12 protein-coding genes are annotated in these 15,314 nt (G+C 73.0%); 3 read left to right on the forward strand and 9 right to left on the reverse strand.

The window, feature by feature from the left end:
- Positions 1-365 precede the first annotated feature (365 nt).
- The 6 genes from ABZ172_RS19800 to ABZ172_RS19825 form a co-directional block, all read right to left on the reverse strand.
- Positions 366-749: a nuclear transport factor 2 family protein gene (locus ABZ172_RS19800; RefSeq protein WP_356885025.1), complete on the reverse strand. Its 384-nt coding sequence runs from the start codon at positions 747-749 to the stop codon at positions 366-368.
- A complete protein-coding gene (locus ABZ172_RS19805; RefSeq protein WP_356885026.1) occupies positions 742-1,290 on the reverse strand; it encodes a DUF1697 domain-containing protein in 549 nt (182 codons plus the stop codon). Before ABZ172_RS19805 ends, ABZ172_RS19800 begins: the two co-directional genes overlap by 8 nt.
- Before the next feature lie 378 nt (positions 1,291-1,668).
- Positions 1,669-2,871: a S8 family serine peptidase gene (locus tag ABZ172_RS19810; protein ID WP_356885027.1), complete on the reverse strand. Its 1,203-nt coding sequence runs from the start codon at positions 2,869-2,871 to the stop codon at positions 1,669-1,671.
- Positions 2,872-3,170: 299 nt separating this feature from the next.
- Positions 3,171-4,475, reverse strand: a complete 1,305-nt coding sequence (locus ABZ172_RS19815) for an extracellular solute-binding protein (RefSeq protein ID WP_356885028.1) — start codon at positions 4,473-4,475, stop codon at positions 3,171-3,173.
- Positions 4,475-5,314, reverse strand: a complete 840-nt coding sequence (locus ABZ172_RS19820) for a carbohydrate ABC transporter permease (protein ID WP_356885029.1) — start codon at positions 5,312-5,314, stop codon at positions 4,475-4,477. Before ABZ172_RS19820 ends, ABZ172_RS19815 begins: the two co-directional genes overlap by 1 nt.
- Positions 5,311-6,273: a sugar ABC transporter permease gene (locus ABZ172_RS19825; RefSeq protein WP_356885030.1), complete on the reverse strand. Its 963-nt coding sequence runs from the start codon at positions 6,271-6,273 to the stop codon at positions 5,311-5,313. Before ABZ172_RS19825 ends, ABZ172_RS19820 begins: the two co-directional genes overlap by 4 nt.
- A gap of 125 nt (positions 6,274-6,398) precedes the next feature.
- Between ABZ172_RS19825 and ABZ172_RS19830 the strand changes: the two genes are divergently transcribed.
- Positions 6,399-7,265, forward strand: coding sequence for an aminoglycoside phosphotransferase family protein (locus ABZ172_RS19830; RefSeq protein ID WP_356885031.1), 867 nt, complete (start codon positions 6,399-6,401; stop codon positions 7,263-7,265).
- An 83-nt stretch (positions 7,266-7,348) separates the two neighbouring features.
- Here ABZ172_RS19830 and ABZ172_RS19835 read toward each other — a convergent pair whose 3' ends face one another.
- Complete coding sequence (locus ABZ172_RS19835; protein WP_356885032.1) at positions 7,349-8,116, reverse strand: 3'-5' exonuclease; 768 nt, start codon at positions 8,114-8,116, stop codon at positions 7,349-7,351.
- Positions 8,117-8,196: 80 nt separating this feature from the next.
- A complete protein-coding gene (locus ABZ172_RS19840) occupies positions 8,197-9,429 on the reverse strand; it encodes an SAV2148 family HEPN domain-containing protein (protein WP_356885033.1) in 1,233 nt (410 codons plus the stop codon).
- Positions 9,430-9,808: 379 nt separating this feature from the next.
- Between ABZ172_RS19840 and glgX the strand changes: the two genes are divergently transcribed.
- Together glgX and treY are read left to right on the forward strand one after the other, a co-directional pair.
- Positions 9,809-11,965 carry a glycogen debranching protein GlgX gene (gene glgX / locus ABZ172_RS19845; RefSeq protein WP_356885034.1) on the forward strand — a complete coding sequence of 719 codons (2,157 nt, stop codon included), beginning with the start codon at positions 9,809-9,811 and terminating at the stop codon, positions 11,963-11,965.
- Between the two features lie 98 nt (positions 11,966-12,063).
- A complete protein-coding gene (treY, locus tag ABZ172_RS19850) occupies positions 12,064-14,457 on the forward strand; it encodes a malto-oligosyltrehalose synthase (protein ID WP_356885035.1) in 2,394 nt (797 codons plus the stop codon).
- A gap of 56 nt (positions 14,458-14,513) precedes the next feature.
- Here the strand turns inward: treY and ABZ172_RS19855 are convergent, their stop codons facing one another.
- Positions 14,514-15,080, reverse strand: a complete 567-nt coding sequence (locus tag ABZ172_RS19855; RefSeq protein WP_356885036.1) for a DUF1707 and FHA domain-containing protein — start codon at positions 15,078-15,080, stop codon at positions 14,514-14,516.
- Positions 15,081-15,314: the final 234 nt, after the last annotated feature.

A 15,314-nucleotide genomic window follows, 5' to 3' on the forward strand; every position in this document is an offset into this window, starting at 1 on the left:
GTGCCCGCGGGTGTCCTCCGAACGCCGGCGTCCGCTCATCGAACGGAGGGGGTCTGCGAATTGCAGCAAAGCGTGAAGCGGGCGGAGGACATCGGCACCTGTCTACGCGCATCGCGTTCACACACACTCCGGGCGCCCGGCAGAAGCGCGTACGAGAGTGCCGCCGGCCCGCACCGGGCACCCCCGCACCCCGCGCGTTCAGGCGCTTTACCAGCGTTTTGCCGAGGGCTCCAGTTGGCCGGAATTCGCCCTTCCGGCGAGAATCGGCCGGACCCCGGACACGGAGAAGACCGGAGCGGCACTCTTGCGACGCCGCTCCGGCGTGTGCTGCGGGAGGGTCCCGACGAGCCGGCGGGGCCCCGGGCTCAGACCTCGGAGAGGGATTCGGCGACGAACGGCGTGGCCTGGTGGAAGTAGAGCAGCCAGCCGTTTTCGGTCAGCCGCCACAGGGAGCTGCGGTGCGAAGACCGCCCCCGGGACTCCGTGTCGAAGGTGAGGTGCACCAGGTCGGCGGCGAGCTGTTCGCCCCTCATCCGGGACGCGGTGAGGGGTCCGGGGCGCGGCGCGCCGGGAGCCGTGAGCATGGCGATGATCGTGTCCCGCACCCAGAGCCGGCCGCTGGAACCGATCTCCCGGAAGTCGGGGTGCAGCAGCGTGTCGAGAAGGTCCGCGGAGGCCCGGACCGCGGGATCGAGGAGGCGGAGCTCCCCCTCGATGGCGGTGGCCACGGCCGGCGAGGGGTCAGTCACGCGTCATCTCCACGAGCTTGAGCACGGTGTTCCAGTTGCGGCTGGTGGCGACCAGGCCCCGGGTGACGGCGGGGCGTCCGAGCGCCACCGCCAGCTTGGAGCGCCCGAGCCCGTCGGGCGCGTACAGGTAGAGGGCGCGGTCCCCCAGCCGGAACTCCTCGGGAAGGAAGTCCTCGGCGTCGAGCGGGGCGAAGCGCGCGGCCTCGACGGCCCGGTCGAAGTAGGTGACGTGCAGCTGCCTGCCTTCGAGCGTGGCGGCGGGGAAGGGGCAGGCGTCGGCCACGGCCGCGAGATAGGCGGCCGAGCGGACGAGGCAGTCGACCGGGAAGCCGAACCGGTCCTCGATCGCCCGCTCCAGCTCCGCGGCCAGGGCGCCCTCGTCCTCCGAGGCGCTGCGGAAGGCGGCGTTGCCGCTCTGCAGGTGGGTGGCGACGCCCTCGTGGCCCAGCTCCCCGAGCAGCTCGCGGAGCTCCGCCATCGGGACCCGGCGGTGGCCGCTGACGTTGATCCCCCGCAGCAGCGCCGCGTACCTCGTGCTCATGCGCCCACTGTAGGCCCTGACTTCCGGGGCGCGCCGTACGCCCGCGGGGCGGGGCACGCGGTGTCCGGTGCGTGCGACCGCCCGGCGGAAGAGCGTCCATGCACGGGGCGCACCCGGACGGTTCCGACGACGCGGCGGGTGTCACGGGCCGGGCGCCGCGGGCGTCACGGGCCGGGCGTCATGGGCGCCGCGGGCGTCACGGGCCGCGCGTCATGGGCGCCGCGGGCGTCACGGGCCGCGCGTCATGGGCGCCGCGGGCGTCACGGGCCGGGCGAGATCATGGGGACGGGCCCGGGGGCGGGCCCGGACGGCAGGAGGCCGCCGCGCCCCGTGGGGGAGGGCGCGGCGGCCTGGTGCTCGCTCAGCCGGTGGGGCCGGTCACTCCACGATCTTCAGGAGCTTGTTCGCCGTGCCCTCGGTCGCGTCGGAGATCGCGTCCGGGGTGGCTCCCTCGGTGAGCGCCGTGGCGACCTGGTCGGGAGTGGCGTCGGGGTGTCCGCCGAGGTAGACGGCCGCGGCGCCGACGACGTGCGGGGTCGCCATGGACGTGCCCGAGATGGTGTTGGTGGCGTCGTCGCTGTCGTTCCAGGCCGACGTGATGTCCGAGCCGGGAGCGTAGAGGTCCACGACGGAGCCGTAGTTCGAGAACGAGGACTGCTCGTCGTCCACCGTGGACGAGGCGACGGTGATGGCCTCGGGGACACGGGACGGGGAGCCCTCGCCCGCGTCGCTCGACTCGTTGCCCGCGGCGACCCCGAAGGTGACACCGGAGGCGATGGCCTTCTCCACGGCGGCGTCGAGCGCCGGGTCGGCGCCCCCGCCCAGGCTCATGTTGGCGACCGACGGGCCGTCGTGGTTCTCGGTGACCCAGTCGATGCCCGCCACGACCTGCTCGGTGGTGCCGGAACCCGAGTCGTCCAGGACCCGTACGGCGACGATCTTCGCCTTCTTGGCGACACCGTGCGCGGCACCGGCGATGGTCCCGGCCACGTGGGTGCCGTGCCCGTTGCCGTCGTCCGCGTCGTCGTCGTTGTCCACGGCGTCGAAGCCCGAGGTGGCCCGGCCCTCGAAGTCCTCGTGGGTGACGCGGACCCCGGTGTCGATGACGTACGCGGTGACGTCACCGCCCGCGGCGTCCGGGTAGGTGTACGCGTCGTCACCGGCCGTCTCGGCCTGGTCGATCCGGTCCAGCCCCCAGGACGGCGGGTTGTCCTGCGTGGCGTCGATGTGGAACTTCTTGTTCTGGACGACCTTGGAGACGGCCGGGTCGGCGGCGAGCCGCCCGGCCTCGGTCTTCGAGAGCCCGCTGGCCGAGAAGCCGTTGATGGCCGACGAGTAGTTCCGCTGGAGCGTGCCGCCGTACTGCTTCGCCAGCGCGGCCTTGTCGGCCTTCTGGTCCAGCATCACGATGTAGCTGCCGGCGACGGCCGTCGCCGCGTCGGCGCCGTAGACGGTGCCCGTCGCGGGCGCCGTGGCGGCTCCGGCGAACGGGGTGGCGAGCAGGGTTACGCCGGCGGCCGCTGCCACGGCGGTGATCGAGGCGGTGAGCTTGAACGAACGGGTGCGCTTGTGAAGTGCCATGAAGAGGGGTCTCCTCGTCATTCTTTGTGGGGGGACGGGCCCTCGGCCGGAAGATCTCCGGGGGCTCGCTCGAAACACTGCTCGATTGACGCGCCCAGATCAAGAACTTCATGTAGCCGTCACGCACCCGGCAATCTTTCGACACAGAAAACCCGTGCAGTCCACCCCATGCAGGACAAAACGCCGATCGGCCTTTGCCCATGGGAACCCTCGCCTGTCGCCCGGACGGGTGAACATGCCCCGTTCCGGCCCTCCCGGCCTCGCACTCGGACGGTGCCGACGAGGGCGTCCGGCCGGCGTCAGCGCTGGTAGCGGGCCAGCACCCGGTTCCCGTCCTCGACCAGACGCTTCTTCAGCTCCCCGGTGCCGATGGCCCCGCTGTAGTACTCCTGGAGCGCCGGCGTGGCGACCTTGTCCTTCCACTCCGGGTAGCCCCGCACCGACTGGGCGGGAGCCGGGCGGAGCGCACGGGCGAGCGCGGTGCCCGTCGCCCAGCCGTTCTTCTCGGTGCGCAGGGCGGGGTCCGCCAGCGCCTCGGTGCCGGTCGGCAGCATCCAGTCGCCCTCTGCGAGTCGGACCATGTTCGCGGGGCGCAGCAGGAAGTCGATGAACCGCACGGCCTCCTCCCGGTGCGGGCTGTCCTCGGCGACGGACAGGGTCTGCGGGCTGACCCCCTGGGCGAGCCCGTCGTCGCCCGCCGGTGTGGGCAGCACCGTCCACCCGAAGCCCTCGGGAGCCTGCTCGACGACCTGCTGGCGGTAGGAGAAGCCCAGCGGGACCATGGCGTACCTGCCGCCGAAGAAGCCGGGCAGGGTGTCCGAACCCCCCATGCCGAGGGCCGGGCGGGCGGCGCTGCCGTCGGAGACCACCTGGTCCCGGACCGTGCCGGGCATGACGCCGTCGCCCTCGCCGAACCGGATCGCCACCTTGCCGTCGGCGCCGCGGTGGAAGAGCCGGCCGCCGGAGGAGAGGCCCAGGTTGAGAGTGACGGAGACCGGTTCCTTGAGCGGCCAGGCGATCCCGTGCGTCGCCTTGGTGGTGAGCTTCGCGGTCGCCTGCCGGAACTCGGACCAGCTCCAGGGCTTCCCGGGGGTCGGGATCCGGACACCCGAGGACGCGAGGAGCGCGGTGTTGGCGATCAGGACCCTGGGCTCCTGGAGGAAGGGGACCCCGTAGACCCCGCCGTCGAAGGTGGTGGACGCCCAGGACCGCCGGGGGATGTCGCGGGCCAGCCGGTCCGGCAGCAGGTCCCGCAGATCGGCGAGGTAGCCGCCGTACGCGAAGTCCGCGAGGTCGTCGGAGGCGTCGTGGATGATGTCGGGCGCCTCGCCGCCCTCGAAGGAGGTGAGCAGCTGGTCGTGGACGTTGTCCCAGCTGCCCTGGACGTAGTCCACCTGGATGTCCGGATGGGCGGCGTTCCACTCCCGTACGAGCCGCTTGTTGATGTCCACGGACTCCTTCTGCCAGGCGAGCGACTGGAAGCGGAGCCGGATCGTGCCGTCCGTGTCCGTGCCGCGGCCGCCCTCGCCCGAGCAGCCGGCCAGCAGGAGGGCGAGCGCGGTGGTCACCGCGGTGGCCAGGGCGGGCAGGCGCCGGCGGCGCATCAGCTCTTCACCGCCCCGGCCGTGAGGCCGCCGGTGAGGCGTCGCTGGATGACCGCGAAGAGGACGAGGGAGGGGAGGGTCGCGAGGAACGCGGCGGCGGCCAGCGGTCCGAGGTCGGCCACCCCCTCCGCGCCGAGGAAGTGGGTGAGCACGACGGGCAAGGTCTGTTTCTCCGGGGTCTTGAGCAGGACGAGCGCGAAGAAGAACTCGTTCCATGCGGTGATGAACGCGAAGAGTGCGGTGGCGACGATGCCCGGGGCGAGGAGCGGGGCGGTGACCGAGACGAGGATCCGCACCCGGCCCGCCCCGTCGACGGCGGCGGCCTCCTCCAGCTCGGGCGGCACCGCGCGGACGTAACCGGCGAGCATCCAGAGCGCGAAGGGCAGTGACCAGACGACGTACACCAGGATCAGCCCGCCGAGGGAGTTGATCAGGCGCAGGTTCTTGAGGACCAGGAACAGCGGGATGATCACCAGGACGAACGGGAAGGCCTGGCTGACGACGACCCATCCGGTGGCCGCCGCGGACAGCCGGCCCCGGTGGCGGGCCATCACATAGGCCATCGGCGTGGCGATGAGGACGGCGATCAGGGCGGCGCAGAGCGCGGCGGTCAGCGAGTTGGCCGCGGCCCGGAGCAGCGGCTGTTCGTCGAAGGCCTGCCGGAAGTTGTCCAGCGTCGGGTCGGCGGGGATCCAGGTGGGGTGCAGCGAGCCGAGCTCTCGGGCCGGTTTGAAGGCGGTGGACAGCAGCCAGAGGAGGGGGAACCCCAGGAAGGCGAGGTAGCACAGCAGCGCGGCGTACTGTCCGGCGCGCGCGGTCCTGCCGGGACGGAGGCTCACGCGTCCTCACCTCCCCGGAGCCGGCCGGCGAGGTACACGGCGAGGAGCACCGAGACGACGGCGACCATCACACATCCCATCGCGGCGGCGTAGCCGAACTGTCCGTAGCGGAAGGCCTCTTCGTAGGCGAAGAGCATGGGCAGCCGGGTGCGGCCGCCCGGTCCGCCGCTGGTCAGGACGTAGACCAGGGCGAAGGAGTTGAAGTTCCAGATCAGGTTGAGCGCGCTGATGGCGAGCGCCACCGGTCTGATGGCGGGCCAGGTGACGGTGCGGAAGCGGCGCCAGGCGCCGGCCCCGTCGAGGGCGGCCGCCTCGTGGAGCTCGTGCGGGGTGTTCTGCAAGCCGGCCAGCAGGGCGACGGTGGTCTGCGGCATGCCGGCCCAGACGCCGACGACGATCACGGCGGGCAGCGCGGTGGCGAGCCCGGTCAGCCAGTCCCTGCCGTCGCCCAGTCCCAGGTCGCGGAGGGTCTCGTTGAGGATGCCGGCGTCCGGGTGGTAGACGAGGCGCCACATGATGCCGACGACGACTTCCGGCATGGCCCAGGGGACGATCGCGAGCGCCCTGGCCAGCCAGCGCATCCGCAGGTCCGCGTGGAGCAGCAGTGCGAGGCCGAGGGCCAGCACGAACTGCGGGACGGTGACCCCGACCGCCCACAGCAGGCCGATCCGGAACGAGTCCCAGAACAGGGTGTCGTGCAGCAGGTCCTGGAAGTTGAGGGCGCCGACCCACCGGGTGGAGCGGGTACGGCCCGACTGGGCGTCGGTGAAGGCCAGCCCGATGCCGTAGAGCAGGGGGCCGACGCTGAGGATCAGGATCGGGATCAGCGCGGGCAGCACCAGGAACCAGGTGGCCCCGTCGCGCCGGCGGCCCCCGGCCGGTCCGCCCCGTCCCGGCCCGCCCGGTCCGTCCGGCGCGCCTGCGCGCCCGGACCGCGCCGTTGCGGTCGCCAGTGTCATGAATTCGACCCCTTTGCCTCTTCGGATCGGTTTCATCCCTGTATCGCGGCCCGCGCGGCCCCCGTCATCGTGCTGACGGGCCGCCCGTTCGTCAAGGTGGGCTGCGGGAATGAGAAAATCGGGCCATGGACGAGATGCGCGCACGCGAGGTACTCACCGCCGCCGGACTGCCCGGTGCGGCGGAGCTCCTGGCGCTGGGCGAGAACGCGGTGTTCGCCGTCGGCGACCTGGTGGCCAAGATCGGCCGGGACGCCACGCACCACCCGGAGCTGCGGGAACGCGCCGAGCGCGAGGTCGCCGTCGCCCGGTGGCTGGCCGCCTCGGGCGTCCCCGCGGTCCGGGCCGCGGAGCCCGGGACCCGCCTGGTGGAGGGACACCCGGTCACCCTGTGGCACCGGCTGCCGGACGCCGTCCGCCCGTCCGAACCGCGCGATCTGGCCCCGCTGCTCACCCGGGTGCACGCACTGCCGCCGCCCGAGGGCTTCACGCTCCCCCGCCGCGAGCTGCTGGGCGGCGTCGAGCGCTGGCTGCGGCTCGCGGGCGACGCGATCGACCCGGCCGACGCGGACTACCTGCGCGGCCGGCGCGACGGCTTCGCCAAGGCCGCGGCGGCCCTGGCACCGCACCTGCCGCCGGGGCCGGTCCACGGCGACGCGCTCCCCCGCAACGTCCATGTCGGTCCGGACGGCCCGGTGCTCGTCGACCTGGAGACCTTCTCCGCCGACCTGCGCGAGCACGACCTGGTCGTCCTCGCGCTCTCCCGCGACCGGTACGGCCTGCCCGCCGACGCCTACGACGCCTTCACCGAGGCCTACGGCTGGGACGTACGGACATGGGAGGGATGCGCGGTGCTGCGCGGTGCGCGGGAGACGGCGAGCTGCGCCTGGGTCTCCCAGCACGCACCGGCGAACCCCCGGGCGCTGACGGAATTCCGGCGGAGGGTGGCGTCACTGCGCGAGGACGACGCCGAGGTCCGCTGGTACCCCTTCTGACCGCCGCTCGGGGCAACCGGTCGCACCGGCGCCGCGCGAGGCCGCTGCGGACCGGCCCCGGCTCCGGGGCCGACGGGCCGGTGTCACCGGCTCCGGACCGACGGGCCGGAGGCGTGCGCCGCCTCCTCCTCCGCGGGCTCCCGCCGCCGCGGGACGAGCGGCCAGGCCGGTTCGACGACCGCGGCCGGGTCCGCGGTGCGCCGCAGGTAGGCCTGGAGGGAGAGCGACTGCTCGGCCGCCGCGCGCACCTGGAGGGTCTGCAGGTCGTCCAGCGCCATGGCGCCGACGGGCTGGTGCGCCTGCCCCATGCTCCGCACCACCCGGGCGGCGGCCAGGGCGTCCGCCCGTGCGTCGTGCGCGTCGTCGAGCCGCACCCCGTAGTGGGCGCACAGGGCGTGCAGGGCACGCTTCCCCTTGCGGTACCGGTCGACGTGCTTGTCGATCACCAGCGGGTCGATGACCGGCGAGGGCGTGCCGCCCAGCCGCTCGCTGACCGACTCGACGGCGTGCCGCCGGCACTCCCGGTCGAGCAGGGACAGGTCGTAGCGGGCGTTCATCACCACCAGCGGCGTCCCGGAGCGCAGCCCCTCGGTGACGGCACGGGTGATCTCCTCGACCGCGGTGGCGGCGGGCATCCCCTGCTCACGGGCCCGGCGGGTCGAGATGCCGTGGATCGCCGACGCCTGTTCCGGTATGGCGACGCCGGGATCGAGCAGCCAGGTGCGCTCCGCCGACACCGATCCGTCGGCCTCCAGCCGGACGACCGCCGCGGTCACGATGCGGTCGGTCTCGACGTCCGTCCCCGTGGTCTCCAGGTCGAACGCGAGCAGCGGCCCGCTGATCCAGCTCATCCCGTACCTTCCCTTCCGTGGTGCGTTCCCCCGAGTGACGACCACCTTCGCACGCGGCACTGACAGCGCCGGAGGGGACGTCAGGAGACGGGCCTGGAGTCGGTCCAGACCGACTCGAACTCCTCGCGGTAGGTCTCGAAGAGGCCGTGCTCGCTGTCCTGGCCCGCTCTGACCACGGCACGGCCCCCGCCGCGCAGCACCAGGACGGGCGCCTCCATGCCGCGGGCGCGGCGCAGGTACGGCTGGACGACCCCGACCGCGTCGGGCCCGTCCCCGTCGACCAGGTAGGCGGTGAAGCGCGGGGTCTCGTCGAAGACCTGGATCTGGAAGGCCCCCGGGTCGCGGAGCCTGGAGCGGACCCGGCGCATGTGGAGGATGTTCATCTCCACGGAACGGCTGAGTTCGCCCTTCTTGAGGCCCAGCTCGCGCTCCCTGCGCCTGACCGCGCTGGACGCCGGGTTGATGAACAGCAGCCGCACCCGGCAGCCCGACTCGGCGAGCCGGACCAGCCGGCGTCCGGAGAAGTTCTGCGTGAGGAGGTTGAGCCCTATGCCGATGGCGTCCAGCCGGCGCGCACCGCCGAACAGGTCCTCCGCGGGCAGCTGGCGTTGCAGCCGCACCCGGTCCGGATGGACGGAGACGACGTCGGCGTAGCGGTCGCCGACCAGCTCCTCCACGGCGTCCACGGGCAGCCGGTCGGCGGACGGGACGGCCGCGCCGCTGCCGAGGATCTCCAGCAGCCGGGCGGACGCCCGCTCGGCCTGGGCCAGGACGGCCTCGTTGAGCGCGCGGTTGCGGGAGACGACGTTGCGGGCCACCTCCAGCTCGTCGAGCGCCAGCTCGACCTCGCGGCGGTCATCGAAGTACGGCTCGAAGCAGGGCCAGTGCTGGACCATCAGCTCGCGCAGCTGCGGGAGCGTGAGGAAGCTCAGGACGTTGTCGTCGGCCGGGTCGAGCAGGTAGCCCTTGCGGCGCGACACCTCCCGGACGGCGACGGCGCGCTGCACCCACTCCTGTCCGGCGGGCCCGGCGGCGGCCACCACCCAGTCCTCGCCGTGCACCGGGTCGTAGATCGGCCGGATCACCGCGGAGACCACCGCGCGCAGCCGCTGCTCCACCAGATTCAGCCAGATGTACGCACGCCCGGCCCGCTGGGCGCGTGTGCGCACCTCGTTCCAGGCCTCCGCGCCCCAGTCCAGCTCGGCGCCGATCTCCATGGGCTGGGCGAGCGAGACGGCCCCCGGCGGGGCATCGGTCGGTTCCCCCTCGTGACCTGGGTCACCTGGGGGCAGCTCGAACCCTCCCGAGCTCACCCGCGTACCGCCTTCCACTCCCCCACCAACGATCAAGGAAGGGTACTCCGGGAGCGGGAGCCGGTGCAGCAGGATGCACAGGCTCCTTACTCAACTCCCCTATGTCGCAGGCTCGTTCCTTGCGGTGAGATCGGGTGGAGTGAGATGGTTCATAGTGATTGCGCACCCCCTGGCACGCCGCACGACGGGCACAGGAGCAGCCCGGCGGCCCGGACCCCCTGTCCGGGCGACACCGCGGTGTCCCAGGTTGACCGGCCCGGCGGGATCGCACGACGGCACCCGGCCGCACCGCTCGACGTACTAGGTCCAGGACCGTCTTTCGGGGAGTATCGGGGCGAAAACCCCCAGCACCCGGATCAGAAGTGGAAGAGTCCTATCTATGCAGGTCTGGCCGGGACACGCGTATCCGCTCGGCGCCACGTACGACGGCGCCGGAACCAACTTCGCGGTCTTCTCGGAGGCCGCCGACCGGATCGAGTTGTGCCTGCTGCACGACGACGGTTCGGAAACGGCGGTGGAGCTCCGGGAGACCGACGCCTTCGTCCGTCACGCCTATCTGCCCGGGGTGATGCCGGGGCAGCGCTACGGCTTCCGGGTTCACGGGCCCTACGAGCCCCGGTACGGGCAGCGCTGCAATTCGGCGAAACTGCTGCTCGACCCGTACGCCCGGGCGGTCTCGGGGCAGATCGAGTGGGGCGAGGCGGTGTACGGCTACCCGTTCGGCAGGCCGGACGAGCGCAACGACCTCGACTCGGCCCCGCACACGATGAGCTCGGTCGTGGTCAATCCGTACTTCGACTGGGGCGACGACCGCCGCCCGCGCACCGACTACCACCGCACGGTGATCTACGAGGCCCATGTGAAGGGCCTGACGATGCTCCACCCGGGCCTGCCCGAGGAGCTGCGAGGGACCTACGCCGGGCTCGCGCACCCCGCGGTGATCGCCCATCTGACGGAACTGGGGGTGACCGCGATCGAGCTGATGCCGGTGCACCAGTTCGTCCAGGACCACCGGCTCGCGGACGCCGGGCTGGCCAACTACTGGGGCTACAACACCATCGGCTTCTTCGCCCCGCACAACGCCTACGCCTCCTGGGGCGACCGCGGCGAGCAGGTGCTGGAGTTCAAGCAGGCGGTGAAGGCGCTCCACCAGGCGGGCATCGAGGTCATCCTCGACGTGGTCTACAACCACACCGCGGAGGGCAACCACCTCGGCCCGACGCTCTCGTTCCGCGGTCTGGACAACGCCTCGTACTACCGGCTGACCGAGGACCAGCAGTACTACATGGACACCACCGGCACGGGGAACTCCCTGCTGATGCGGTCACCGCACGTGCTCCAGCTGATCATGGACTCGCTGCGGTACTGGGTGACCGAGATGCATGTGGACGGGTTCCGCTTCGACCTGGCGGCGACCCTGGCGCGCCAGTTCCACGAGGTGGACCGGCTCTCCTCGTTCTTCGACCTGGTGCAGCAGGACCCGGTGGTCAGCCAGGTGAAGCTGATCGCCGAGCCCTGGGACGTCGGCGAGGGCGGCTACCAGGTGGGGAACTTCCCGCCGCTGTGGACCGAGTGGAACGGCAAGTACCGGGACACCGTGCGGGACCTGTGGCGGGGCGAGCCCCGGACCCTCGCGGAGTTCGCGGGGCGTCTCACCGGCTCCTCCGACCTCTACCAGGACGACGGCAGGCGCCCGCTGGCCTCGATCAACTTCGCCACCTGCCACGACGGCTTCACCCTGCACGACCTGGTCGCGTACAACGACAAGCACAACGACGCCAACGGCGAGGGCAACCGGGACGGCGAGAGCCACAACCGCTCCTGGAACTGCGGGGTGGAGGGCGAGACCGAGGACAAGGAGGTCCTGGAGCTGCGCAGCCGTCAGATGCGCAACTTCATCGCCACCCTGATGCTCTCCCAGGGCGTGCCGATGCTGAGCCACGGCGACGAGTTCGCGCGCACCCAGCGCGGGAACAACAACGGCTACTGCCAGGACAACGAGCTCTCCTGGGTCCACTGGCCGGACCCGGCCGCCGCCTCCCACGCGGAGGACGGCGACGAGGACGCCGCGGCCACGGACACCGGGCTGCTGGAGTTCACCCGGTCCATGGTCTGGCTGCGCCGCGACCACCCGGTCTTCCGGCGGCGGCGCTTCTTCCACGGCCGTCCGGTGGAGGGCACGCACGACGAGCTGTCCGACATCGCGTGGTTCACCCCGCGCGGGGACGAGATGACCCAGCGGGACTGGCAGGCCGCGCACGCCAAGGCCATGACGGTCTTCCTCAACGGCCACGCGATCTCCGAGCCGGGGCCCCGGGGCGAGCGGATCTCCGACGACTCCTTCCTGCTCCTGTTCAACGCCGGCGCCGAGACGCTGGAGTTCACCGTCCCGACGCATCACGGCCGGCAGTGGCAGGTCGTCGTGGACACGGCGATCCCGGACGGGGTGCCGCCCGGTGCGGGACCGAAGGTGTCCGCGGGTGAGCGGGTGACGCTGATCGGCCGCAGTCTGACGGTGCTCAAGCGTCCGGCGTAGGCCGTCGGGGTGACGGACACCGGCCCGGTGGGCGGGCGGGCCGGTGCCGGAGGGCCGGAAGGTGGGAGAGAGGCGCCCGGGTGGGTACGTACGAGTCCATGACGCCCACCGCCACGTACCGGCTCCAGCTCCAACCGGACTTCCCGTTCGCCGCCGCCGCCGAGGCCGTGCCGTACCTCGCCGGGCTCGGCGTCTCGCACCTGCACCTGTCCCCCGTGCTGGAGGCCGTGCCCGGCTCGGGGCACGGCTACGACGTCGTCGACCCCGGCACGGTGCGGTCCGAGCTCGGGGGTGAGGAGGGCCTGCGAGAGCTGGCCGGCACGGCACGCGCCCACGGTCTCGGCCTGATCCTCGACATCGTGCCGAACCACATGGCCGCGGCGCCCCGGTACAACACGGCGCTGTGGGAGGTGCTGCGGGAGGGGCCCGGGTCCCCCTTCGCCCGCTGGTTCGACATCGACTGGGCGGCGGGCGGCGGGAAGGTGCTGCTGCCGGTGCTGGCGGACCGGATCGGCGAGGTGTCGGACGCCTTCGAGCCGGGCACCCGGGACGACGGCTCCCCTGTGCTCCGCCACGGCGAGCTGGAGTTCCCGCTGCGCGAGGGCACCGCCCACCTCCCGCTGCCCGAGATGCTGGCCGCGCAGCACTACCGCCTCGCCTGGTGGCGGCTGGCCAGGACCGAGCTGAACTACCGCCGCTTCTTCACCGTCTCGGATCTGATCGGCGTCCGCGTGGAGCATCCCGAGGTGTTCGCCGCCACCCACGGCAAGGTCCTGGAGCTGGTCCGCGACGGGGTCGTCGACGGGCTGCGCATCGACCACCCGGACGGGCTGGCCGACCCGGCGGCGTATCTCGGGCGGCTCGGCGACGCCACCGGCGGGCGGTGGACGGTGGTGGAGAAGATCCTCACCGGTTCCGAGGCGCTGCCCGCCGGCTGGGCGGTCGCGGGGACGACCGGGTACGACGCGCTGCACCGGATCGACGGGCTGTTCACCGATCCGGCGGGTGCGGCGGATCTCCTGGGCCGCTACCGGGAATTCGCGGGGCCCGCGGGCGACCGCGGGGGCTACTGGACCGCGACCGTCCGGCGTGCGGCGTACCGCGTGGTCACCCATGAGCTGGCCGCCGAGACGGAGTGGCTGACCCGTCTCGCCGCCGAGGTCTGCGCGGCGGACCCCGCCCTGCGGGACCACGCGCCGTGGGCGCTCCGCACGGCGGTGCGCGAACTGCTGGTACGAGTGCCCGTGTACCGGCCGTACGTCACGGCGGGCGGTCCGCTCACGGAGGCCGCGGAGTCGGCGCTCCCGTCCGACGCGGTGCGGGACGCCAAGGCCGCGTTCACGGTCCCCCAGGAGGCGGATGCCGTCGACGTGGTGCGTGAGCTGGCCCTGGGCCGCCTCGGTGACGGTCCGGCGCAGGCGGCGTTCTGCGCCCGGTTCGCCCAGACGGCGTCGGCGCTGCACGCCAAATCGGTGGAGGACACGGCGTTCTACCGGTACGTCCCGCTGATCTCGGCGAACGAGGTGGGAGGCGACCCGGGGCGGCCGGCGGTCGGCCCGGAGGAGTTCCACGCCTTCTGCACCCGGGTCGCGCGGGACTGGCCGGCCACCGGCACGGTGCTGACCACTCATGACACCAAGCGCAGCGGGGACGTCCGGGCCCGCATCGCGGTGCTGTCCGAGTGCCCCGGGCGGTGGTCCTCACTGGTGGCGGAGCTGTCCGGGGCGGCACCGGTGGCGTCCCCCGACCCGCAACTGGCTTGGCAGGCCTGGCAGTCGGCGTACGGCTGCGCGGGGCTGCCCGCGGGCGAGACGGCGGGCCGGCTGGAGCCGGCGCTGCTGAAGGCCGTGCGGGAGGCCGGCCTGTTCACCAGCTGGACCGAGCCCGACCCGGCGTACGAGCGCGCGGTGACCGACTTCGTGGCGGCCGGTCCGGGCGCCGGCTCGGGTGCGGTGCGGTCGCTGCTGACCGGGTTCTCGGACGCGCTGGCCCCCTTCGTGCGGGCCAATGTGCTGGGTGCGGCGCTGGTGCACCTGACGATGCCGGGGGTGCCGGACCTCTACCAGGGCACGGAGCGGGAGTACATCGCGCTGGTCGATCCCGACAACCGGCGGCCGTTCGCCGGGGCGGCGGCCGGTGACGACGAGAAGGCCGCGCTGACCACCGCCGCGCTGCGGCTGCGCAGGGAGCGCCCGGAGCTCTTCGGGGAGTCGGGGACCTACGCCCCGCTGGCGGCAGACGGTCCGGCCGCCGCGCACTGTCTGGCGTTCGCCCGGTCCGGTGAGGTCGTCACGGTTGTGACCCGGCTGTCGCTGCGGCTCGACGAGGAGGGCGGCTGGCGCGACACGGAGCTGACGCTGCCCGGGGACGGTCCGTGGCGCGATCTGCTGGCGCCGGGACGGGAGTTCACGGGGCCCGTGGTCGCCGTGGCGGAGCTCTTCTCGGACCGGCCGGTGGCGCTGCTCGTCAGGGCTGCGGGCGCCGGGCGCTGACGGGGAACGGCCGGCGGTGGGGCCGCGCGCGGGTGTGCGGGCGTGCGGCGACGGCCTCAGGCCGGGGGCACCGGCGACGAGGCGGTGAGCAGGAAGGAGATCCGGCCGAAGCTCACCTGGTCGCCGTCGCGCACCACGACGGAGCCGACGACCCGCTGTCCGTTGACGCACGTGCCGTTCGTCGAGCCGAGGTCGCGCAGGATCCACCGGCTGCCGTGCGCGGTGAGCTCGGCGTGCATCCGGGACACCGTCTCGTGGCTCAGCCGGAGGCCGTTGCCCGGGTCGCGGCCGATGCGCAGCGGGTGCGGACCGGGCACGGGCAGCAGGAGTTTCGGCAGCCGCTCGGACTGCCACGCCCTGCGCAGCCGGGCCGGGAAGGCGGACACCCCGCCCACCGCGCGCAGCAGGCCGCGGGACCAGCGTCCGCCCGTGTCGAGGTCGGAGGTGAGCGCCTCCAGCTCCTCGGAGCGCCGGGCGGTGAGGGCGAGTTCCATGCGGCGGAGGAAGGTGTCGTGGGAGAGCTTCCCCTGTGCGGCGCCGTCTCTGAGCACACCGAGGGCGCGGTCGCGCTCGGCGTCCGAGAGCCGCGCGGGACACGTGGAGTGCTCGAAGGAGGACGTCACGGGACGATTGTCGGCCCGGGAGCCCCGGAGTGTCCAGACGATGCCCGTTTCCGCCCCCGCTGACCTGCGCGGCAGGGGATGAATGCCGCCCGCCGGAGGCCTGGTGGTTGCTATCCTCCGGCGCCGCCGCCGAACGGCGCGGCACCCCCGTCGAGGAGACTCCGTGACCCCTGCACCATCGGAACCGACCGTCCGTCCGCTCACCGGAGCGGACGAACTCGGTCTCTTCCGGCG

The organism is Streptomyces sp. NPDC006296 (assembly GCF_040613235.1).
Classification (GTDB): domain Bacteria; phylum Actinomycetota; class Actinomycetes; order Streptomycetales; family Streptomycetaceae; genus Streptomyces.